The 20,787-nt window shown below is 60.7% G+C and carries 20 protein-coding genes; 11 read left to right on the forward strand and 9 right to left on the reverse strand.

Annotated features, from left to right (window positions below):
* Positions 1-86 precede the first annotated feature (86 nt).
* Both BR41_RS11980 and BR41_RS11985 read right to left on the reverse strand, forming a co-directional pair.
* Positions 87-1,265: a DUF2863 family protein gene (locus BR41_RS11980; protein ID WP_051710795.1), complete on the reverse strand. Its 1,179-nt coding sequence runs from the start codon at positions 1,263-1,265 to the stop codon at positions 87-89.
* A gap of 47 nt (positions 1,266-1,312) precedes the next feature.
* Complete coding sequence (locus BR41_RS11985) at positions 1,313-1,807, reverse strand: GNAT family N-acetyltransferase (protein WP_035056777.1); 495 nt, start codon at positions 1,805-1,807, stop codon at positions 1,313-1,315.
* A 99-nt stretch (positions 1,808-1,906) separates the two neighbouring features.
* Here BR41_RS11985 and BR41_RS11990 point away from each other — a divergent pair, with 99 nt between their 5' ends.
* Together BR41_RS11990 and BR41_RS11995 are read left to right on the forward strand one after the other, a co-directional pair.
* Positions 1,907-2,242 (forward strand): YkgJ family cysteine cluster protein, encoded by a 336-nt coding sequence (locus tag BR41_RS11990; protein ID WP_035056779.1) that lies wholly within the window; start codon positions 1,907-1,909, stop codon positions 2,240-2,242.
* Between the two features lie 35 nt (positions 2,243-2,277).
* Positions 2,278-3,045, forward strand: coding sequence for a transporter substrate-binding domain-containing protein (locus BR41_RS11995; protein WP_035056781.1), 768 nt, complete (start codon positions 2,278-2,280; stop codon positions 3,043-3,045).
* Between the two features lie 113 nt (positions 3,046-3,158).
* Here the strand turns inward: BR41_RS11995 and BR41_RS12000 are convergent, their stop codons facing one another.
* Positions 3,159-5,096 carry a DEAD/DEAH box helicase gene (locus BR41_RS12000; protein ID WP_156970674.1) on the reverse strand — a complete coding sequence of 646 codons (1,938 nt, stop codon included), beginning with the start codon at positions 5,094-5,096 and terminating at the stop codon, positions 3,159-3,161.
* 124 nt (positions 5,097-5,220) lie between these two features.
* Here BR41_RS12000 and BR41_RS24185 point away from each other — a divergent pair, with 124 nt between their 5' ends.
* Positions 5,221-5,442, forward strand: coding sequence for a hypothetical protein (locus tag BR41_RS24185; RefSeq protein ID WP_169741291.1), 222 nt, complete (start codon positions 5,221-5,223; stop codon positions 5,440-5,442).
* Positions 5,443-5,503: 61 nt separating this feature from the next.
* Here the strand turns inward: BR41_RS24185 and BR41_RS12005 are convergent, their stop codons facing one another.
* Entirely contained in the window at positions 5,504-6,388 is an 885-nt protein-coding gene (locus tag BR41_RS12005; RefSeq protein ID WP_051710797.1) for a mechanosensitive ion channel domain-containing protein, read from the reverse strand.
* Between the two features lie 95 nt (positions 6,389-6,483).
* On the opposite strand from BR41_RS12005, the gene BR41_RS12010 reads away from it, so the two are divergent.
* The gene (locus tag BR41_RS12010) at positions 6,484-6,975 is read left to right on the forward strand and encodes a WbuC family cupin fold metalloprotein (RefSeq protein ID WP_211251734.1); all 492 of its coding nucleotides are present in this window, start codon (positions 6,484-6,486) and stop codon (positions 6,973-6,975) included.
* On the opposite strand, the gene BR41_RS12015 is transcribed toward BR41_RS12010, so the two are convergent.
* Both BR41_RS12015 and BR41_RS12020 read right to left on the reverse strand, forming a co-directional pair.
* On the reverse strand, positions 6,976-7,362 hold the full coding sequence (locus tag BR41_RS12015; protein WP_035056783.1) for a hypothetical protein: 387 nt from the start codon (positions 7,360-7,362) through the stop codon (positions 6,976-6,978).
* A 151-nt stretch (positions 7,363-7,513) separates the two neighbouring features.
* The gene (locus BR41_RS12020; RefSeq protein WP_035057083.1) at positions 7,514-7,792 is read right to left on the reverse strand and encodes a GIY-YIG nuclease family protein; all 279 of its coding nucleotides are present in this window, start codon (positions 7,790-7,792) and stop codon (positions 7,514-7,516) included.
* A 114-nt stretch (positions 7,793-7,906) separates the two neighbouring features.
* Between BR41_RS12020 and BR41_RS12025 the strand changes: the two genes are divergently transcribed.
* The 7 genes from BR41_RS12025 (at position 7,907) to BR41_RS12055 (ending at position 15,338) form a co-directional block, all read left to right on the forward strand.
* Positions 7,907-8,461, forward strand: a complete 555-nt coding sequence (locus tag BR41_RS12025; protein WP_035056785.1) for a phosphonate degradation HD-domain oxygenase — start codon at positions 7,907-7,909, stop codon at positions 8,459-8,461.
* Positions 8,458-9,612, forward strand: a complete 1,155-nt coding sequence (locus BR41_RS12030; protein WP_051710799.1) for a putative 2-aminoethylphosphonate ABC transporter ATP-binding protein — start codon at positions 8,458-8,460, stop codon at positions 9,610-9,612. Before BR41_RS12025 ends, BR41_RS12030 begins: the two co-directional genes overlap by 4 nt.
* Positions 9,609-11,321: a putative 2-aminoethylphosphonate ABC transporter permease subunit gene (locus BR41_RS12035; protein ID WP_084187090.1), complete on the forward strand. Its 1,713-nt coding sequence runs from the start codon at positions 9,609-9,611 to the stop codon at positions 11,319-11,321. Before BR41_RS12030 ends, BR41_RS12035 begins: the two co-directional genes overlap by 4 nt.
* A gap of 289 nt (positions 11,322-11,610) precedes the next feature.
* Complete coding sequence (locus BR41_RS12040; protein WP_035056787.1) at positions 11,611-12,708, forward strand: 2-aminoethylphosphonate--pyruvate transaminase; 1,098 nt, start codon at positions 11,611-11,613, stop codon at positions 12,706-12,708.
* A 229-nt stretch (positions 12,709-12,937) separates the two neighbouring features.
* Positions 12,938-13,771 (forward strand): phosphonoacetaldehyde hydrolase, encoded by an 834-nt coding sequence (phnX, locus tag BR41_RS12045; RefSeq protein WP_035056789.1) that lies wholly within the window; start codon positions 12,938-12,940, stop codon positions 13,769-13,771.
* A complete protein-coding gene (locus BR41_RS12050) occupies positions 13,768-14,874 on the forward strand; it encodes a TIGR03364 family FAD-dependent oxidoreductase (protein ID WP_035056790.1) in 1,107 nt (368 codons plus the stop codon). The genes phnX and BR41_RS12050 overlap by 4 nt, the downstream gene beginning before the upstream one ends.
* Positions 14,875-14,981: 107 nt before the next feature.
* Positions 14,982-15,338: a YkgJ family cysteine cluster protein gene (locus BR41_RS12055; protein ID WP_035056792.1), complete on the forward strand. Its 357-nt coding sequence runs from the start codon at positions 14,982-14,984 to the stop codon at positions 15,336-15,338.
* Between the two features lie 42 nt (positions 15,339-15,380).
* On the opposite strand, the gene BR41_RS12060 is transcribed toward BR41_RS12055, so the two are convergent.
* The 3 genes from BR41_RS12060 to hrpA all read right to left on the reverse strand — a co-directional run bounded on the left by BR41_RS12060 (position 15,381) and on the right by hrpA (position 20,714).
* Positions 15,381-16,118: a hypothetical protein gene (locus BR41_RS12060; RefSeq protein ID WP_035056794.1), complete on the reverse strand. Its 738-nt coding sequence runs from the start codon at positions 16,116-16,118 to the stop codon at positions 15,381-15,383.
* Positions 16,119-16,262: 144 nt separating this feature from the next.
* Positions 16,263-16,607 (reverse strand): hypothetical protein, encoded by a 345-nt coding sequence (locus BR41_RS24190; protein WP_156970676.1) that lies wholly within the window; start codon positions 16,605-16,607, stop codon positions 16,263-16,265.
* A 219-nt stretch (positions 16,608-16,826) separates the two neighbouring features.
* The gene (gene hrpA, locus BR41_RS12065) at positions 16,827-20,714 is read right to left on the reverse strand and encodes an ATP-dependent RNA helicase HrpA (RefSeq protein WP_035056797.1); all 3,888 of its coding nucleotides are present in this window, start codon (positions 20,712-20,714) and stop codon (positions 16,827-16,829) included.
* Between the last annotated feature and the right edge of the window lie 73 nt (positions 20,715-20,787).

A 20,787-nucleotide genomic window follows, 5' to 3' on the forward strand; every position in this document is an offset into this window, starting at 1 on the left:
GTGCTGGCAAGCCGTGCGAAACGCAGGCAGTACTCAACGTACGACAAGTGAGCACAACGCCGCCAGCAGGGTTTTGCTGGTGGCTTTCAGTGCAGCATGGTGGGTTGCGCGCCCGGCTCTTCTTCCGCCATTTCGGCATGCAACAACTCGCCCTCCAGATTCGGGTAAAGCGGTGTGCCGCAGTCGTCGCAATAGTCGAGCGGGAAATCGTGCTCGTGCACGTGGATCGCGGTGATGCCGATTTCCTTGAGGATGGCTTCGATTTCGCTGATGCAGTCGGTGTGCTCGTCTTCGCCATCCAGCAGCGGCCAGACCACGCCGTGCAACACCTTGTCGTCGCCACGCCGGGTGAAGCCGACTCGGTACTCCTCCAGCTGCTGACTGTGGAAGGGCCCGATCACCGCCTGCAATTGGCGCGGCTCGATATTGAGCGTCATCAGCAGATAGGCCACGGTAGCTTGCAATGAATAGCCGCGTGACAGCCGATCCGCCTCGCGCCAGGCGTTGTGATACGACCCCGGCATCGAGAGCGAGAAGGTGGAGCCCGCGAGCAGCTTTTGCATGATCCCGGCACCTTGCTTTTGCCATTGCGCCAATATTTCTTCGCGGTCGCCGTCGTCTTCCTGCCAGCGGAACAGCGCCGCGCCGGCAGGGGCAAGCACCACGCCAAGCAGGTAGCGCGTATCGGCAAGGAAAGTCTTGGTTTCGGGCAGCTCGCGCGCATCGAGTTTGAGGTTTTTCCCATCGCGTGCGGCTTGTGCCAAGGCTTGGGTCAGTTCGGCGGTTGGGACGAAACCGTGCGGCAGCTGATCCGGGCTGAACAGAAAATCGGCCAATGCCAGCTTGGTGCCTTTCGCCAGCACGTGCGCTCCGAGCTGCACTTTCAGGTTTTGCAACGTGTCCGGCGAAATACTGCCGCCACCGATCTGCCAGCGCGACCACGCCAGCGCCGGCGCGGTGATCAATACGGCATCCCATTGCGCGCCGTTGACCTCGATACGGGTGGCTTCGCAAATGCTTTCGATCATGTCCGCCAAGGCTTCATAGGCGCGGCCATCAGCTTGGTTGGCGGCGTCGAGCGCGCTGTTGAGCGTGTCTTCTTCGCGCTCGCTGATCAGCCGGGTGATGCGTTGTGTGAGCCGGCTTTCCCAAAACGCATCCTCGATGCGCCCGGACGAATCCGACAGCCCCTCCGCCAGGCGCAACAGCTCGGTTTCATCGGCGGTGCTGCGGCCGCGACGGGCAGGGCGGTTGCGTTTCAACATGGCGGTGTCTCGGAGAGTGAATCCGCTATTTTAGCGCGTATGGGCGCTTAGACGCGCTGCATCAACGCGGCATCCGGCCCGTAAGCAGGAGCAGCGCTCAGACTGACAAATCCCCAGCGCTGCCAGAACGGCACGGAGCCTTGCACTGCAACAAGTAGCGTGCGGCCATAGCCTTGTATTTCGCCCCAAGACAGGGCGGTTTGAATGAGCGCTTGCGCAACACCACGACCCCGCGCTGACGGAATCAGCGATAGATCGTGGAGGAAATGACAATCTGGTTTGGGCGGCAGGGCCGCGATCTCTTGATCCAATTCGGGTGGGGTGTTGCCGGCCCAAGGATGGGTGAAGAAGTAGCCGACCGGTTCGCCATCGATCTTTGCCAGCCAGTGCGAGTCGGGCGATAGCATGAGTTTCCGGGCGAATACCGCGCGAGCTTCGAGGAATCCGGCTGGGTAGCACGCGGCCTGGATCGCGCAGACGGCGTCCAGATCATGGCTGGTGATCGGGCTGATCTGGATGGAATGGTTTGATGAATCAGTCATTTAGCATCAAGTGCGGGATGAGGCGGCGAGGATAAAGGCGGCAACGCCTCGCGGCAAGCCGGTAAAATGCCGTCCTTTCCTGTTTGTTAGTCGATTGCCATGAATGTCTGCCAATCCTGCGGTGCCTGTTGCGCGGCCTACCGTGTGAGTTTCGATGAATCCGAGCTGCAATCGGAGGGCGGTAGCGTGCCCGATGCCTTGGCCGACCCGGAAACCGGTCGTACCTGGCGTCTGCGCGGTACGGATTACGCTCGGCCGCGGTGCATCGCGTTGCAAGGTGAAATCGGCAAAAGCGTATCTTGCGGTATCTACCGCGAACGCCCGAACCCTTGTCGCGAATTCGCACCGTTGGCTGAGATTGGCGTGTTTTCCGAGGCGTGTAACCGGGCGAGGGCGCGGCATGGGTTGCCGCCACTGATTGCTGCGATCGAGTGAAACGATCGGCGTTTGATGAAGAAAGAGAGGTTGAGATGAAGCAGGTATTCCTAGGAATGGCGCTGTTATGGGCGACCGCGGTTCATGCTGAAGGGGCATCATCCCGGCTGGATGAGGTGCTCAAGAGTGGCACATTGCGCGTCTGCACCACGGGCGATTACCGGCCGTATAGCTTGCTGCGGGCGGATGGCAGTTTCGAAGGCATTGATATCGATCTGGCGCAGTCGTTGGCGAAATCGCTGAATGTGAAGCTGGAGCTGGTCAAAGCCACGTGGCCCACCTTGATGGCGGACTTTACGGCGGGCAAATGCGAAGTCGCGGTGGGCGGGGTTTCGGTGACGCTGGAGCGGCAGAAGCGCGCATTCTTTAGCGATGTGCTCGAAGTGGATGGCAAGACGCCGATTACGCGTTGCGATAACGCGCAGCGCTTTCAGCATATCGTCGATATCGACCGGCCAGATGTGCGCGTGATCGTGAACCCTGGCGGCACCAACGAGAAGTTCGCTCGCCAGTATCTGCCGCATGCCAACTTGATCGTCTACCCAGACAACGTGACCATTTTCAAGCAGATTGCCGAGGGCAAGGCGGACGTGATGGTGACCGATGCTTCCGAAACGCGCTTGCAGCAAAAGCTCAATCCCGGCTTGTGTGCGGTGAATCCGGATAAGCCATTGCAGTACGGCGAAAAAGCTTTCTTGTTGCCGCGTGGCGATGGCGTGTTCAAAGCCTATGTCGATCAGTGGTTACATCTGGCCAAGGCAAACGGTGAATACCGGGCGACGGTGGATAAGTGGTTGAAGTAGCAACGTTGGCTTTAGAGCTAGCATTGAGTGACGCTGAAAACGAAAAAACGCCCGGTTGAACCGGGCGTTTTCTATTTAGAGCAACTCGAGAGCAACTCGGCTGCGCTTACCGCTTAGCGGAACTTGCGGGCCGGCTTGTCGCCACCGAAGGTGCGCGGACGATCACCGCCGAAGCCGCTTTCGCGACGATCACCACCGCCGAAGCTGCGTTCACGGTTGCCGCCTTCACGGCCGCCGCCAAAGCTGCGGTTGCCGTTGTCGCGGGATTGGCCTTCAGCCGGGGCGCGATTGCCGCGATCGGCGAAAGAACGATCGCCTTGCGGACGGTCGCCACGCGGAGCACCGCTGAAGCTGCGTTCGCCACCGAAGCTACGCTCGCCTTGCGGGCGATCACCGAACTTGCGTTCGCCGCCGTAGCTGCGATCGCCTTGTGGACGGTCGCCACGTGGCGCGCCGCTGTAACCGCGTTGTTCGCCGCCGAAGGAGCGTTCGCCACGGTCACCACCGTACGGCTTGCGTTCTTCACGCGGCTTGTAGCCGCCAGCATCACGGTTGAAATCGCGCTGGCCTTCCGGGCGAGCACCTTCCGGACGCGCGCCTTGGTAGCCACCTTCCGAACGGCCACCTGCGTAGCCGCCACGACTTTGACCATCGCGATTGCCGCGATAACCGCCGCTGCCGCCTTCGCGATTGCCACGATAACCACCGCCGCCACCGCCATTACCACGGTAGCCGCCACCGCCGCCTTCACGCGGAGCGCGATCGGCCGGGTTGAAACGGGCTTCCAGACCTTCCAGCGCCAGGGTAGCCGGAGCGATGTTGTAACGACGACGAATCTTGGTCAGCAGATGGAAATCGTTCTTGCCGACCAGCGACACGGCGCGGCCTTCGCGACCGGCACGGCCGGTACGACCGATACGGTGCACGTAGTCTTCAGCGAACTTCGGCAGATCGAAGTTGATGACCAGGCCAATGCCGGCCACGTCGATACCGCGAGCAGCAACGTCAGTCGCCACGATCACGTCGATTTCGCTGTGACGCAGACGGTTCAGCACCTTGGTGCGAACGCGCTGTTGCAAGTCGCCGTGCAGCGCATCAGCACGCACGCTTTGCATGCGCAGCCAGTCAGCGACGGAATCGGCATCGATCTTGGTGGCGGTGAAAACGATGGCCTGGGTGCCCGGAGCCGCCTTGATCAGCGCTTCGGTCAGCTTTTGCTTGTGTTCGTAGCCATCGGCGAAGTGAATGGATTGTTCAACGCTGTCGGTCGGGTTGCCGGTGGCAGCCAGTTCGACCTTGCGCGGGTTCTTCATCATCGGCAGCGCGAAGCGTTGGATGGTTTCGGACAGCGTGGCGGAGAAGAGGGCGGTTTGGCGCTCAACCGGCAGTTCGGCAACGATGGTCTGGATATCGTCGATGAAGCCCATGTCGAGCATGCGGTCGGCTTCGTCCAGCACCAGCAGTTCCAGGCGACGGAAGTCGATCCGGCCGCCGCGCATCAGATCCATCAGGCGACCCGGGGTGGCGACCAGCACTTCGAACGGTTGCGCCAGTTGCTTGTGTTGCACCGGGTACGGCACGCCACCAACCACGCTCACCACTTTGCAACGCGGAATGCGGCGGGTGAATTGCGTAGCGACCTTGGCAACCTGGTCGGCCAGTTCACGGGTCGGGGTCAGTACCAGAACACGCGGGCCGCGGCTGTGGTGGGTGGCCGGCTTGGCCAGCTTGTGAATGGCAGGCAGCAGGAAAGCCGCAGTCTTGCCAGTACCGGTCTGGGCGGAAGCCAGCAGATCGTGACCTTCAAGAATGACGGGAATGGCTTGCGCCTGAATCGGGGTCGGGGTGCTGATGCCTTGCTTGGCAACGTCTTGCGCCAGTTCTTCGGACAGGCCGAGGGTCACAAAGGCGTTGATGGCATCACCAGCACGAGCTGCAGCAGGAGCGCGCTCGGCGGATTCGTGCTCAGCGGTTTCAATCACGCTGGCGACGATTGCGTCGAGGGAGTGAGCGGTGGTGTTTTCGTTGGTGTTGATTTCGGACTGGGACATCTTGGTTCCTTGCAAGTGAAGCCGCAAGCGAAGCCGAAATATGTCATGCGTATCAAAGGTCAATACGCAACCAATGGCTGCTGTAAAAACAGGCCGTGGTTTTAATAGGGCGAAGTACGAATGAATGGCTGGAGCTTCGGAGCTTTTTCAAGCTTGGGCAGCAGCGCTGGTCGCAATCCAATCCCGCAACATTTCGGCGGAGCAATTCCGCGGCAGGACATCGACGCTAACCAGCAAGAACCGCGCACATCCCGGCGTTCAAAAGCGCCAAGTGAAGCTGTACCGGAGAGAAGGTCAGGTATCGATGCAAAAACAAACCCGCGCAATCCTGATCGGCGCGGGTTGATGCGCTGCATTATGCCCGTGTTGTGGCGGGCGTGCAACAAGTTGATGATTTTACTTGAAAACTAGTTGGGAACTTGTTCCGAAATGCCATTGGCATCGCCCATGCCACGCAGAAAATCGCGCAGCAGCCGTTGTTCGATCCGGGCTCTTTGCCCCAGCGGCACCGGGAGTTGCAGGTGCAGCGCGATTTCTTCGCAGTCTTCCAGATTGAGCCGCAGCCTGGGTTCCAGCGTGGGTGTTTCGAGCGCGTAGCCGCGGGATAGCTCACGGGCGTGGCGGGCAAGATCGTCCGCGTATTCGCTGACAATGGCTGCGGCCGCGTCGAGCAGCACGGTTTCGGCCTTCTGCCAATCATCGCCACGCTCGATAACGATATGCACGGTCTGCACCACGTAACTGCCCAGCATCGTTTCGTTGAACACTGGGTTGGACAGCAGAAGGCTGTTCGGCAGGGTAATGCCACGGCCGACCGTGCCTTTATGTGCTTGTGCGTGGCTGGATTCGGCAATGGTGAACGACAGCAGGTTGGTATCGATTACCTGTCCCTTGATGTTGGCGACCTCGATCCGGTCACCCACCGAAAACACGTTGGTGCTGGTGCGGTAGATCGACCCCATCATGCACAGGATCATTTCCTTGGTCGCGAGGACGATGGCGGCAGCGATGGCGACTAGCGAGACAGCCAGCGTCTGCAACTCGTGCCCCCAGATGGAGACCAGCCCAAAGACGGAGATGCCCAGTGCGATATTGCGCAACGTGACCAGCCAGCGGCGTTTGACCTCGGCGCTCAGATCACGGCGACGCAGGATGGAGCGGCGCACCAGGCTGCGCGCAATCAGTAGTGTCACCATGAAAACCACGGTGGTGATGAGATCGCGTGGGAAGGTCTTGTCCGCCAGCGACGGCAACAGGGAATCGATGATGGAGGTGGGGGTAAAAGGCAGCATGGGCGGTATTTTAACTGGCTTCGATCTTGCGGGAAGTCTTGCAGGGCGCTACGGTGCCAGATTCATCGAGTTATTGATATGACATGGGGCATGACATGACGACGCCAGTTCTGAAGCAATTGACCCGCGACGACCTCGCTCGCTTGGGGGACGCTGCCCGTCAATCGCCGCGTTTACGCGCCAACCAGAACTTCCATCCCGTGCTGGAAGACCCGATCCAGCGTCTGGCCATCGCCATGCAGCCACGCACCTACGTGCGCCCGCATCGGCACCCGCATACGTTCGAATTGCTGTTTCCGCTCGTGGGGCGTTTTGTCGTGTTGCACTTTGACGCTGCAGGTGTGGTCACGCGCCGCACTGTGCTGGGGGAGGGCTCGGCCATTCTGGAAACCCCGGCTGGTGAATGGCACGCAGTATTGTCGCTGGATGATGGCGGCGTGATCTTTGAAGTCAAACACGGCCCATACACGCCGATTGCGCCGGAAGACTACACCGCTTGGTCGCCGGCAGAAGGCACGTCGGAAGCTGAAGCGTTGATGGATTGGTACGCGATTGCGCAAGTTGGCGAGCGCTTTAGCGCGCCGTAATTAACCCATTGCCAGCAAAGTGGGCGCACTGGCGTCTCGCGCGGTGTAGCTGGCAATGGCGTTGTTATTGCCATAAAGCGGCGGCAACGGGCGGTTCTCGTTCGAAAGACGCCCGACCAGCCAGAGCCACGTCAGCCAGTTTTGCGTGCTGTTGGCCTGCCACGGTGAAAACAGATTGTTGATCAACGAGGCGTTGCTCTGCGCCTTGAGCCAATCCGCAAAAGCCGCATTGAAATCGAAACCTGCTTGGGATTGATCTTGCTGCGCCATATCCGGCGAGCTATTGGCATCGCTGCTGGGCGTGACGGGGGGCTTGCTGCTAACGCTGGTGGGAAGCGGGCGGAATATTGGCGTGTTGGCAGACAGTGAAGGGATCTGATTCAGCATCTTGATGCCCGATGATCTGGTTCTGGATGCTGTTGATCATCGCGCTAAATCGTGCTCAGCGCTGTGAACGGCTGACGCAGAATCTGGCCAGTTTTCACATGTGAATCAGGGCTTTAGCCATATGGCGTCTTGCTGTCGGATGTGCGCTTGCTCAATCAATGGAAATCGGCCCGCCAGCACTTCTGATGAAGGCCCACTTCTTTGGTGTCGGTAGCTGCTTGATGTCGTATTCCGCCTTGAGTGCCTCGGATCGGTTCGGGAATTCGATTACCGCCAGCAAGCGTAACGGCGGGCGTGACCGCGTGTAGCGTGCGCCCTTGCCCGACACATGCACGGCATAGCGCTTTGCCACATCGATCGCCACGCCGGTGTAAACACTGCCATCGACGCATTCAATCAAGTACACAAACCAGGGTTTTTGTTCTTTCAATTCCGGATCCAATTCCCAATCAGCCCCCAGACTCAAACTCGTCTAGACGTCATGGGCGCGTAATACTGGATGTCTACACTCCGCCGCATTCTGATCGAATGTGAACCGAGAGCAATGTCGCTTTCCTGGCAACAACTCGAAACCCTGCTCGCCGACAGCGCCGCATCGCTGTACGGCGGAGAGGCAGTTTCCCAGCTCGAGCACGCGCTGCAAAGCGCTGAATGCGCCGAGCGCGACGGGGCAAACCCCGCCTTGATTACTGCTGCGCTGCTGCATGACGTCGGCCATCTGGTGGCCGGCCAAGGCGATACTGACCTCGCCAACGGCATCGATGACCGGCATGAGCAAATTGGGGTCGCGTCGCTCAAGGAGCTGTTCGGCGATGCGGTGTTGGCGCCGATCGCACTGCACGTCTCGGCCAAACGCTATTTGTGCGTGATCGAGCCCGGGTATCACGCGGCGCTGTCGGAATCCTCCCGCCAATCGCTTGCCTTGCAAGGCGGCCTGATGAGCGCCGACGAAACCCGCCGCTTTGCCGCCAATCCCCATGCCTACGCCGCCGTTGCGCTGCGCCGTTGGGATGACGAAGCCAAAGTCATCGGCAAGGTCACACCGCCGCTCTCCCATTACCTCCAGATCGCTGCCGCCGTGGCCCGGAATCCGCAATGAAGCCTGATTTGCCTGTAAGTAACACTGCGCCGGAATTGCTGCGCGTCGATGGCATTGCCAAACGCTTTGGCGAATTTATCGCGCTGGATGGCATCGATCTGTCGGTCAGGAAGGGCGAATTCCTGTGTCTGCTCGGCCCTTCCGGCTGTGGCAAAACCACCTTGCTGCGCATCATCGCCGGGCTGGAAGCACAAAGCGCCGGGCGAATTTATCTGCATGATCGCGACATCACCCGCCTGCCGGCGAGCGAGCGCGATTACGGCATCGTGTTCCAAAGCTATGCCCTGTTCCCGAACCTGAACGTGGCGGACAACATTGCCTATGGCCTCACCGGCCGGCGTGAGGACAAACAGCGCCGCGTCACCGAATTGCTCTATCTGATCGGCTTGGCCGGCATCGAAGCCAAATACCCGGCGCAGTTGTCTGGTGGACAGCAGCAGCGGGTCGCCTTGGCGCGGGCGCTGGCAACGTCTCCCGGTTTGCTGTTGCTGGATGAGCCCTTATCCGCGCTGGATGCCCGCGTACGGGAACACCTGCGCCGCGAGATCAAAGCACTGCAACAGAAACTCGGCGTGACCACCATCATGGTGACGCACGATCAGGAAGAAGCCCTGACGATGGCCGACCGCATTGTGGTGATGAATCACGGTGTGGTCGAGCAAGTCGGCACTCCAGAGCAGATCTACAGCCAGCCGGCCAGCCGTTTCGTGGCGGATTTCGTCGGCCAGACCAACTGGATTCCTGCGACGTTTTCGGCTGAGCACGGTGTGCAGGTCGGCGACGTGGGCATCGCCATCCAGACCTTGCCACCGCTGGCAGTAGGCTGCGGTGAACTTGCCTTGTTCATCCGCCCGGAAGACGTGCAGTTGCACGCCTATTGGGAAGGCGGCGCGATTGGCGAAGCCAACACCGCGCTCGGCGATGTCGACAAGATCGAGTTGCTGGGCGGCGTATATCGCATCGGCCTGACTGTGCCGCTGTGGGGCAATCTGGCCGTCAACGTGGACGTGAGCCGGGGCGAGTTCCAACGCTTGCGCCTATCCAGCGAACGCCGTGTCCCGGTCACGCTGCCGGCGGACAAATTGCGTGCCTTTGTCGAACCTGCCAAGGCCGAGCCAGCCTTGCCGGAGTCCGCCGAGGTGGACGCATGATCGCCTTGCTGCAAGCACTGCGGATTCCTGGCTTTGCGGACCAAGGCCCCGCCGTGGAACGCAGCCAGCGTATTGCAGGTGTGCTCGCCAGTTTGGTAGCGCTGGCGCTGATCGCCTTCATGGCATTGCCGCTGGCGGCGATTCTGGGCAAGGCGCTGACGGACAAGGCCGGCGCATTCGTCGGCCTGGCCCAGTTTGCCGAGACCGCTGGCGGTGCCTCCTTTTGGCATGCCGTTGGCAATAGCTTTGCCGTATCGCTGACGACCACGCTTATCGTCCTGCCGCTGGCTTATGGCTTTGCCGCCGCGTTGACGCGCACCCGTATGCCGGGCAAACCGTTGTTTCGCGGCTTGGCGCTGATCCCGCTCTTGGCCCCGTCGCTCTTGCCCGGCATCGCGCTGATCTATCTGTTCGGCAACCAAGGCATCCTGAAAAGCTGGTTCCCGGACGGCAGCATTTATGGCTTTTGGGGCATCGTGATTGCGGAAACGTTTTTCACCTTCCCGCACGCCCTGATGATTCTGATTACCGCGCTATCGGTAGCTGATTCGCGCCTCTATGAAGCGGCAACGGCGCTGGGTGCAGGGCGTATCCGGCGCTTCTTTACCGTGACACTGCCCGCGGTGCGCTATGGCGTGATCTCGGCCGGTTTGGTGGTGTTCACCTTGGTGATTGTCGATTTCGGCGCACCCAAGGTGATTGGCGGGCAATACAACGTGCTGGCGGTCGAGGCCTACAAGCAGGTGATCGGCCAGCAGAATTTCCCGAAAGGTGCGGTGATCGGCTTGCTGTTGCTGCTGCCAGCGGTGCTGAGCTTCGTGATCGATGCCGTGCTGCAAAGACGCCAACGCGCATTGCTGACGGCGCGTGCGCAGCCGTTGTCGCCGGTGCGGAATGTATGGGTGGATTTGCTTGCGGCTGGCTGGTGCAGTCTGGTCGGCGGCGCGTTGCTGGCCGTACTCGGCACCGCCGTTGCCGCCGCCCTGATCAAGCTGTGGCCCTACAACCTGACCCCGACGCTGGCGCATTTCAATTTCGACAATATGGATGGTGGCGGCTGGGCGGCGTTCTGGAACAGCCTGAAGATGGCGAGCGCGACAGCATTGGCCGGTACTTTGCTCGTGTTCACCGGTGCTTACCTCACCGAAAAAACCGCTGCCGCGCCGTTGGCCCGCCAATTGATCCGCCTGATCGCCATGCTGCCGATGGCCGTACCGGGGCTGGTGCTCGGCTTGGGCTACATCTTCTTCTTCAACGATCCGGCCAATCCGCTGCATATGTTGTATGGCACGCTGACGATTCTGGTGATTTGCTCGGTGATGCACTTCTACACCACCGCCCACCTCACTGCCGTAACGGCGCTCAAGCAGATGGATCGCGAATTCGAAGCCGTCGCTGCCTCGCTGAAAGTGCCGTTCTGGATCACCGCCTGGCGCGTGACGTTGCCGGTATGCCTGCCGGCGTTGTTGGAGGTGGCTCGCTATTTCTTCGTGTCTGCCATGACCACCGTGTCGGCGGTGATCTTTCTGTATACGCCCGACAGCATGCTGGCGTCGGTCTCCGTGCTGAATATGGATGACGCTGGCGATACCGCTGCCGCTGCCGCCATGGCGACGCTGATTGTGGTGGCCTCAGCACTGGTCTGCCTGGTGTTTGGTTTGGCGTCGCATGGTTTGAGCCGGCGGACGCAGGCTTGGCGGCAGAGATAAGTAAATGCAAATACAAAGCCTGTAGACACAGAGAGCAAAGAGAAAGGCATACGAGCGCACCGAGAAACCGGAGCCTGTGCAGAGCAAAGTTGTAGGAGCGAGCTTGCTCGCGATGGCAATGCATCAATTCACGATGCAATCGCGAGCAAGCTCGCTCCTACAGGTGTTCTTCTCAATCGGCTTTGGTGTTCTCCGTGCTCTCTGTGTCTACAGATGTTGATCTTCAACCGGGCTATGCCCGGTTTTATTGGCCCAAAAAATTCGTCTAGATGACTTGGAGTGACAACGAATGCGCGAACCGATCCTGCTTACCCCCGGCCCGCTGACCACCAGCTTGACCACTAAAACCGCCATGTTGTCTGACTGGGGCTCGTGGGATGCGAGCTTCAACACGCTGACAGCGGGCGTCTGCGCAGACTTGATCGCCATCGCCCACGCGGCCGATACGCATGTCTGCGTGCCGCTGCAAGGCTCGGGCACCTTCGCGGTCGAGGCCGCCATCGGCAATCTGGTGCCGCGCGACGGCAAGTTGTTGGTGCTGGTCAACGGGGCTTATGGCAAGCGCATGGCGCGGGCAGCGGAGGTGATCGGCCGGCAGATCGCGATTTATGAAACGGCGGACGATACGCCACCCAATCCGGCTGAGCTGGCGGCACGTCTGGCTGCTGATCCGGCCATTAGTCACGTCGGCTTGATTCACTGCGAAACCAGCACCGGCATCCTGAATCCGCTGGCCGAGATCGCCGAGGTGGTCTGCCGTGCCGGACGGCGCTTGATTGTCGATGCCATGAGCTCCTTCGGGGCCTTGCCGATCGACGCCCGGGAGATTGCCTTCGATGCGCTGATTGCCTCATCCAACAAATGCCTGGAAGGCGTGCCAGGCATGGGCTTCGTGATCGCTCGCAAGACCGCGTTGCTGGATTGCACCGGCAACAGCCATTCGCTGGCGATGGATCTGCACGATCAGTATCAATACATGCAGAAAACCGGCCAATGGCGCTTCACTCCGCCTACCCACGTGGTCGCCGCCTTGCGTGCTGCGCTGGATCAATACCTCGCCGAAGGCGGCCAACCGGCCCGGCTGGCGCGCTACACCGCCAACTACCGCGCCTTGGTCGACGGCATGCAAAAGCTCGGTCTGACCTTGTTCCTGCGGCCTGAGTTGCAGGCGCCGATCATCGTCACCTTCCACGCGCCCAATCATCCGGATTACGACTTCAAGCGCTTCTATGAGGCCGTGCGGGCGCGTGGCTTTGTGCTTTATCCCGGCAAGTTGACCGAGGTCGAGACCTTCCGCGTGGGGTGTATCGGCGCGATCGATGGGGCAGAGGTTGGGCAGGCGGTGGCGGCGGTAGGGGATGTGCTGGCGGAGCTGGGCTGGGTTTAGTCGTTTTTGCAAACGTTGATTGCCTTGCTTTAAGGCGCTTCAGATTTTGACCTCCCCCTTCCTTGAAGGGGGATTGAGGGGGATTTCGACGCAATCCCAAACGTCATTGCAATTTGAGAGGCTGAAGAAATCCCCCCTGGCCCCCCTTCAAAAAGGGGGGAAGGAATAGTCATCCCCCGTTGAGTGTTGCCATCGTTGTTTCACACGCTATTCAATCAAAGGAACCCCCATGAACTACCGCTACCAACGCCGCTACGCCGGCCCACTACAAGCCGTGATCTTCGACTGGGCTGGCACCGTGGTCGATTTCGGTTCGTTTGCGCCAACCCAAGTGCTGATCGACGCCTTCGCCGGCTTTGGTATTGATATCTCGCTAGCCGAAGCCCGCGTGCCAATGGGCCTGGCCAAGTGGGATCACATTCGTGCCTTGGGCGATATGCCGCAGGTTTCCGCCCGCTGGCAGGCCAAGTTCGGCCGGGAGATGACCGACCGTGACGTCGATGCAATCTACGAAGCTTTCATGCCGCTGCAAGTCGCCAAGGTCGGTCAATATTCGCACCTGATCGCGGGTGCGCTGGATGCCATTGCCGCGTTGCGTGAGCGCGGCCTGAAAATCGGCTCCTGCACTGGCTACCCACGCGTGGTGATGAATGCGCTGACCGATATCGCGGCCGAGCGCGGCTATGCGCCGGATTGCATCGTCGCGACCGACGACCTCAAGCCCGGCGGCCGTCCGGGGCCGTGGATGGTGTTGCACAACGTAATCGAACTGGGCGTGAGCGATGTTGCTGCCAGCGTGAAGGTGGACGACACCGTGCCGGGTATCGATGAAGGTTTGGCGGCGGGCATGTGGACGGTGGGCTTGTCCGCGTCCGGCAACGAAGTCGGTCTGACCGCCGAAGAATGGGCCGCGCTGACGCCAGTAGCGCAAGCCATCAAGCGGGCGGTGGCCGAGAAGAAGCTGTATCAGGCCGGCGCGCATTATGTGATCGATACCATTGCCGATCTGCTGCCGGTGATCGTCGATATCGAAGCCCGCATTGCGCGCGGAGAGCGGCCGTGACGCGGTGCGATATCGCCATCGTCGGGGCCGGCATTGTCGGTCTGGCGCATGCGCTGGCGGCGGTAAAGCGGGGGCATCGCGTTACGGTGTTTGAGCGCGATACCCAAGCGCTTGGTGCTTCGGTGCGCAATTTTGGTTTGGGCCTGTCGCTCGGTCAGCGGCCCGGCGATATGCGCGAGCTGGCGCTGAAAAGCCGCGATATCTGGCTGGAAGTGCTGCCGCAAGCCGGCTGCTGGTACAAGCAACAGGGTAGCCTGACCATTGCCCGCGATGCGCTGGAAATGGCAGTGCTGGAGGAGTTTCAGTCGATGCTCGGTGCGGATTACGGCACGCGGCTGGCAGCGCCGGCTGAAGTCGCTGCGCATGGCTTGCCGATAGATCAGGTTGCCGGCGCGCTGTTCAGCCCGACCGAAATTGCGCTCGAAGCACGCGTAGCGATCCCGGCGATTGCCAAATGGCTGGCGGAACAGCATGGCGTCGAGTTCGTGTTTGGCGCGCAGGTCAATGCCATCGACTTGCCAACGATCCACACCAGTCGCGGTACGTGGCAGGCCGAGCGCGTGTTTGTCTGCGCCGGGCATGACTTCCAGACGCTTTATCCGGAAAGCTTCGCTGGCCTTGGCCTCAAGCGCTGCGCCTTGCAGATGCTGCGAGTGGCGAACCCCGGTTTCACGCTCGGCCCGGCGTTGATGACCGGCCTATCCACGCTGCGTTATGAAGCATTTGACGACATAGCGACTGTCGCCATCCTGCGCGCCAGAGTGGCGGAGCGAGAGCCGTTCTTGCTGGACGAGGGCATCCATCTGATCGTCCAGCAGGTGGGCGAGTCCGGCGAGCTGATCATTGGCGATTCGCATCGTTATGGCGAATCGGTCGGGCCGTTCAATGCCGATGCGGTTGATACGCGCTTGTTGCAACTGGCGCAAAGCCTGCTTGGCCGCGAGTTGACGGTGACTGAGCGCTGGCAGGGCATTTATGCCAGCGGGCCGGGTGATTATCTGGTGCGTGATGTGGCGGACGGCGTGCAGGCGGTGGCGATCACGGCCGGGGTGGGGATGAGTATTTCGTTTGCACTGGCGGAGCGGAATCTGGCAACGCTTTAGACCATGCCGTTTGTGATGTGGCGATCCAGCACGGATTTTTCCTGGCCGCCTCTCCTCAGCGATGAGGGCTTTTTTACAATGCTTCCGTCATGGTTCTGAGGTGTGCGATGAGCGAAGCCTGTCTGCATTGCGGTGCCTGTTGCGCCAGCTTTCGGGTGTCCTTTTATTGGGCAGAAACCGATGCAGCGGAGGGCGGCGCTGTGCCTGCTGAATTGACTGTGCCGGTCACACCGTGGCGCGTGGCCATGCGTGGCACTGAGACCGCACCGGTGCGGTGTGTCGCCTTGCAAGGCGAAGTGGGGCAACAGGTGGGGTGTTCGATCTACGCGGCCCGTTCCTCCACTTGCCGGGAGTTCACGGCGGGTGACGAGCGTTGTGCTGATGCCCGCGCCCGGCACGGTTTGCCGCCGTTGTCGGCGGTGATTGACGATTTACACGGCGTGCATGCGGTGCTGGCTGGCTGATTTTGTAGCCCGGCTGGCAGAGCCGTCCGGGCTACGCGAACATCATTTGATCCCGAGTACTCTGCGCAAGTCACCGGTATCCAGCACCCGGATACCCGGTGTGAGGTCGTGCATTGTCAGCACGCAAGCCTCGGCGATTCGCTCGCTGGTCAGTGGCGCGACCGAATTCGGCAACATATAGCGGAACTGATCCAGATACAGCGCCTGAAAGCGCTTGATCCAACCGCCTTCTACCGGCTGCTGGCGGAACATGCTCGGGTGGATCTCGGTGACCTGCGTGAACGGCAGTTCGGCCAGTTGGCGGAGCAGCTCGCTGGCCGAGAGGGGCGTATGGCGCATCATTTGTACCGATGGCAACGCGGTTTGTATCAAGCAAAACCGGCTGGCCTTGGCGCTCGCAACGACATGGGCAAAGGGCAGGATGTCGGCCTCGCTTATGGCGTGCAGGCCTTCATCCCGTGCATTGGCGAGGCCAGGCGGGCCGACGCAGCAATAGACGTCATCGACCTTGGGCAGATGCAAGTGCGCGAGCTTTTCGTGATCAAGTTGCGATTGGTCTGGCGCGTGGCTGGGCAGCAGGATATGGCTGCAATGCGTGGTGCTGCTCACGATGGGTTTACTGGTGAGTACCCAAGTGTGGCGGTATTCGCGCACGAGGCGGTTGAGCATCGCTTCGCCCAAGCGATTGACCGCGCCGGCGATCAGTGCGGTGCGGCGGGTGTCGGCTTTGATGGTTGGTTCGTGCAGCGCGCCGCGCAGGTCGATGTGGGGCCGGGTCATTGGGTATTTGGAGCTTTGCTGAAAACCGGAAATCTTGAACCACAGAGGACACTGAGAACACAGAGGTTCACAGAGAAAGCAAGAATCGGTAATACGCAGGATGGATGGAGCGTAGTGTTCACCCATCCTGCGGGGCCCACCTGCTTAGAGCATTTGGATGTAGCTAACGACGCAGTAAGGGCCACTATATGTGCCAGCAATATGCACCGGTCTGTTCGTGGCTTTTGCAGCGAGCAACAAGCTAAAAATGGCTTTGGCGTTTGCTTGTTGTGTTGGCACATCTGCGCCCAGGCCATTCCAAGATAAAAGAGCTCCGGCACCACAGCTGCCTGCTGCGGTATCAACACTAAATGCCACTGCATTGGGCATGGAGTTGGGTTGAATTGCGGAGATGTTTGCACTGAGCACTTCCCAGTCATATGCCGCTGCAAATGAGGAAGAAAAGGCTACGGCAAGGCCCAAGAGAGTTTTGGAAAGGAGTTTGGTCATTGGCTTCTCGAGTTGAGGGTTTGGTTGCTATTTATTGCTGCTGACAAAAAAAGTCAGGAATGTACGGTGGGTTGAGCATAGCGATACCGGTAACCCACAGCCACCAGGAACGATGGGTATCGCTATGCTCAACCATCTACGTGTAACCGATCCCCGCCTTTGCCTTTCTCTGTGAACCTCTGTGTTCTCAGTGTCCTCTGTGGTTCAAGATTTTAGGTCTTACCGCCGAGTAATCTCATCCCAAGTCTTATTCAGCCGCTTGAGCGATACCGGATACGGCGTGCGTAGTTCCTGCGCGAACAGGCCGATGCGCAACTCTTCGATCATCCAGCGGAACGGCAGCAGCGGGGCGGTGTCGCGGCCTTCGCGTTGCCATTTCTCCAGCTCGGTTTCCCAGCGCTGTACCAGCTCGGCGATTTCTGCGGCGCGTTGGGCGTCGCGGGCGGGGTTTTGCACGCGCTTTTCCAGCCGTACGCGGATGGCTTTCAGGTAAATCGCCAGGCGTGGCAGTTGTTCCCACGGTGTTTTGGCGAGGAAGCCGTTGAAGACGAGTTTGCCGAGCTGTTCTTTCAGCTCATGGGACAGCGGGCCGGGTTTGTTGACCGTTTGCGTGAGTGGGAAATACTCGAACACCACTTCGGTGAGCGTGCGGATGACGGCATCGCGCACTGACGGTAGCCGCACCTTGGCGCGGCTTTTCTGGTCGTCGAATTCCTTTTTCTTGCGCGGCGGTTCGTCGTCGCCGATGAAAGCGCGGTCGCAGATGGTGGCGACGATGTCTTCCATCAGCATGTCGGCATTGCCGATGCTGCGTAGCGCAATGGCGAGCTGCTGGAAGTTCGGCACGGATTTTTCCAGTTGCTTCACATGCTCTTTCAGTTCGAGCTGCAGCAGCCGGATCACGCCCTGCCGATGCGCTTCGGCCGCGGCGTGGGCGGTGTCGAACAGGCGGATGGCGCAGGCGTCGTCTTCCGGCACCAGCGCTGGGTAGCCGGTGAGTTTGCGGCCTTGGCGCTTGATGGTGAGGTTGGCCGGCAGATCGCCGAAATCCCATTTGATGATGCCGGTTTTTTCGATGCCGCCATCGTCGGCTTCGTCGCGGAAGGTGAGTTGCGCGGCTTCGCCAAGCTGGGCGCGGATGGCGACCAGATCGCGGCCGGTGGCGAGTTCCTGCCCGCCGTCATCGACGACGCGGAAGTGCATTTGCAAATGCAGCGGCAAATCGCTGGCATCGAACTCTTCGGCCGAGACGGGCTGGCCCGCGCCACGGGTGACGGCTTGGGCCAGTTGCGGCAACAGCGGCGCTTCGCGGTCGGCTTTTTCCAGATCGGTGAGCATGCGGGTGGCGAATTCCGGCACTGGCACGCACAGGCGGCGGATGGCCTTGGGCAGCGACTTGACCAGCAGGGTGATTTTTTCGCGCAGCATGCCCGGCACTAGCCATTCGAAGGTGGCGTGGTTGACGCGGTTCAGCAGGTGCAGCGGCAGCGTGAGCGTGACGCCATCGAGCGGGTGGCCGGGTTCGAAGCGGTAAACGAGCGGTAGCTTGGCATCGGCCAGTTTGAAGAAGGCGGGGAATTGCTCTTCGGTCACGCTGGCGGCCGAATGGCTCATCAGGAAGTCACGCGTGAGGTAGAGCAGCTTCGGGTTGTCGGTTTCTGCCTTCTTGCGCCATGCCTCGAAGCTGTGACCGTTGACGATATCGGCCGGCACGATGGCGTCGAAGTAGCGGTATAGGGCTTCTTCATCCACCAGTACGTCTTGCCGGCGCGCCTTGTGCTCCAGCTCTTCCACTTCCAGCAGCAATTCGAGGTTGTGGTCGAAGAACTTGGCGTTGGTCTTGTAATTGAAGCGAACCAGTGCTTCGCGGATGAACATCTCGCGTGATTCGGCCGGGTTGATGCGGCCGTAGTGCACGCGGCGGCGGTTGACGATCGGCAGACCGTACAGCGTGACGCGCTCGCTGGCGATGACTTCAGCGCGTTCCTTCTCCCAGTGCGGGTCGAAATACTGCTTCTTGGTCAGGTGGCTGGCGAGGCGCTCCACCCAGTCCGGCTCGATGGCTGCAACGGTGCGGCCCCACAGTTTGGTGGTTTCGACCAGCTCACCGGCGACGATCCATTTCGGCCGGCTCTTTTTCAGGCATGAGCCGGGGAAGATGTTGAACTTGAGGCCGCGTGCGCCGAGGTATTCGTCGTTCTCCGGCTGCTTCATGCCGAGGCTGCCCAAGAGGCCGGTCATCAGTGCCTTGTGGATTTGCTCGTAGGTGCCGACGGTCTCGTTCAGCCGCCATTCCATGTCTTCGACGATATCGGTCAGCTGCCGATGCAGATCGCGCCATTCGCGCATGCGCAGGTAAGACAGGAAGCTATCGTGGCAGACACTGACCAATTGCTTGTTGGAGGTCTTCTCGTCCAGTGCACGCTCGAAGAACGTCCACAGATGCAGGTAGGAGAGGAAATCCGATTTGTCGTCGGTGAACTTGGCCTGGGCGCGGTCGGCGGCTTCACGCGCGTCGAACGGGCGCTCGCGTGGGTCTTGCACGGACAGGCCCGAGGCGATGATGAGGATTTCCTTCAGGCACTGGTTTTCCTGCCCGGCCAGCAACATGCGGCCCAGGCGCGGATCAACCGGCAGGCGGGCGAGTTGTTTGCCGGTGGCGGTCAGTTCGTTGTCGTCGTCGACCGCGCCGAGTTCGTGCAATTGCGCGTAGCCATCGGCGACCAGCTTGCCGGATGGCGCTTCAAGGAAAGGGAACTGATCGACCGAGCCCAATTTGAGCGCAGCCATGCGCAGGATGACAGCGGCAAGGCTGGAGCGGACGATTTCCGGGTCGGTAAAGCCGGCGCGCAGATTGAAGTCCTGCTCGGAATACAGCCGCACGCAAATACCGCTGGAGACGCGACCGCAACGGCCGGCGCGTTGGCGGGCGCTGGCCTGGCTGATTGGCTCGACCATCAACTGCTCGACCTTGGCGCGCGGCGAATAGCGTTTGATGCGGGCGAGGCCGGAGTCGATCACGTAGCGGATGCCGGGCACGGTGAGCGAGGTTTCGGCGACGTTGGTGGCGAGCACGACGCGGCGGCCGTTGCCGGGGCGGAAGATGCGTTGCTGGTCTTCGTTGGATAAGCGAGCGAAGAGCGGGATGACTTCGGCGTCGCGCAGCTTGGCCTTGCGGAATTCCTCGGCGGTTTCGCGGATTTCGCGCTCGCCGGGCAGGAATACCAGCACGTCGCCGCTGCCGTCGTGCCGCCACAGGTGCTCGACCTCGCGCACGATGGCTTCTTCCATTTCGATTTCGGCATCGTCTTCGTCGCGGCTTTTCAGCTCGGCGTAGCGGACTTCCACCGGGTAGGTACGGCCGGAGACTTCCAGTACCGGCGCACCGTCGAAGTGGTTGGAGAAGCGATCCGCATCGATGGTGGCGGAGGTGATGATGACTTTCAGGTCGGGCCGCTTGGGCAGCAACTGCTTGAGATAGCCAAGCAGGAAGTCGATGTTCAGGCTGCGTTCGTGTGCCTCATCGACAATGATGGTGTCGTAGTTGGCGAGGTAACGATCGGATAGCGTTTCGGCGAGCAGGATGCCGTCGGTCATCAGCTTGATGTAGCTGTCGCCAGTGGATTTATCGGTGAAGCGCACCTTGAAGCCGACGATGCTGCCGAGCTCGGATTTGAGCTCCTGCGCGATGCGGCTGGCGACCGAACGGGCGGCGAGGCGGCGTGGCTGGGTGTGGCCGATCAGGCCGGTCACGCCGCGGCCGAGTTCGAGGCAGATCTTGGGTAGCTGGGTGGTTTTGCCGGAGCCGGTTTCGCCACAGATGATGACGACCTGGTTTTCGCTGATCGCTTTGGCGATTTCGTCCCGGCGCTGGTTGACCGGCAGGTTGTCGTCGAATTCGGGGCGGGGCAGGCGTTCGCGGCGGCGGGCGGTTTTTTCAGCAGCGCGGGCGAGTTCGGTGTCCAGCTCGGCGAACAGGCGCTCCGCTGGCTTGCCGGTGGCGATCCGGTCTGCGAGCTGGCGTAGTTTGCGTTCCAGGCCCCAGCGGTCGCGGGCGGGAACGTGGTCGAGGCGGGTGGACAGGGTGGCAAGACTAGGGATGGACATCGGGCTCTGCGCGGGTAAAACCGGCGCGGATTTTATCAGAAGCCGCCCTCAAAATGGCTGTGCGGCCCTGATC

Source organism: Andreprevotia chitinilytica DSM 18519, from assembly GCF_000711875.1.
Taxonomy (GTDB): Bacteria; Pseudomonadota; Gammaproteobacteria; order Burkholderiales; family Chitinibacteraceae; genus Andreprevotia; species Andreprevotia chitinilytica.

Bases quoted from the DNA above. Each gene is read 5' to 3' on its own strand.
- BR41_RS11985 (WP_035056777.1), bottom strand. From the start codon at position 1,807: ATGACTGATTCATCAAACCATTCCATCCAGATCAGCCCGATCACCAGC.
- BR41_RS12010 (WP_211251734.1), top strand. From the start codon at position 6,484: ATGACGACGCCAGTTCTGAAGCAATTGACCCGCGACGACCTCGCTCGC.
- BR41_RS12005 (WP_051710797.1), bottom strand. From the start codon at position 6,388: ATGCTGCCTTTTACCCCCACCTCCATCATCGATTCCCTGTTGCCGTCG.
- hrpA (WP_035056797.1), bottom strand. From the start codon at position 20,714: ATGTCCATCCCTAGTCTTGCCACCCTGTCCACCCGCCTCGACCACGTT.
- BR41_RS24185 (WP_169741291.1), top strand. From the start codon at position 5,221: ATGGCTGGAGCTTCGGAGCTTTTTCAAGCTTGGGCAGCAGCGCTGGTC.
- BR41_RS12030 (WP_051710799.1), top strand. From the start codon at position 8,458: ATGAAGCCTGATTTGCCTGTAAGTAACACTGCGCCGGAATTGCTGCGC.
- BR41_RS12055 (WP_035056792.1), top strand. From the start codon at position 14,982: ATGAGCGAAGCCTGTCTGCATTGCGGTGCCTGTTGCGCCAGCTTTCGG.
- BR41_RS11980 (WP_051710795.1), bottom strand. From the start codon at position 1,265: ATGTTGAAACGCAACCGCCCTGCCCGTCGCGGCCGCAGCACCGCCGAT.
- BR41_RS12040 (WP_035056787.1), top strand. From the start codon at position 11,611: ATGCGCGAACCGATCCTGCTTACCCCCGGCCCGCTGACCACCAGCTTG.
- BR41_RS12015 (WP_035056783.1), bottom strand. From the start codon at position 7,362: ATGCTGAATCAGATCCCTTCACTGTCTGCCAACACGCCAATATTCCGC.
- BR41_RS12035 (WP_084187090.1), top strand. From the start codon at position 9,609: ATGATCGCCTTGCTGCAAGCACTGCGGATTCCTGGCTTTGCGGACCAA.
- BR41_RS12060 (WP_035056794.1), bottom strand. From the start codon at position 16,118: ATGACCCGGCCCCACATCGACCTGCGCGGCGCGCTGCACGAACCAACC.
- phnX (WP_035056789.1), top strand. From the start codon at position 12,938: ATGAACTACCGCTACCAACGCCGCTACGCCGGCCCACTACAAGCCGTG.
- BR41_RS11990 (WP_035056779.1), top strand. From the start codon at position 1,907: ATGAATGTCTGCCAATCCTGCGGTGCCTGTTGCGCGGCCTACCGTGTG.
- BR41_RS11995 (WP_035056781.1), top strand. From the start codon at position 2,278: ATGAAGCAGGTATTCCTAGGAATGGCGCTGTTATGGGCGACCGCGGTT.
- BR41_RS12000 (WP_156970674.1), bottom strand. From the start codon at position 5,096: ATGTCCCAGTCCGAAATCAACACCAACGAAAACACCACCGCTCACTCC.
- BR41_RS24190 (WP_156970676.1), bottom strand. From the start codon at position 16,607: ATGACCAAACTCCTTTCCAAAACTCTCTTGGGCCTTGCCGTAGCCTTT.
- BR41_RS12025 (WP_035056785.1), top strand. From the start codon at position 7,907: ATGTCGCTTTCCTGGCAACAACTCGAAACCCTGCTCGCCGACAGCGCC.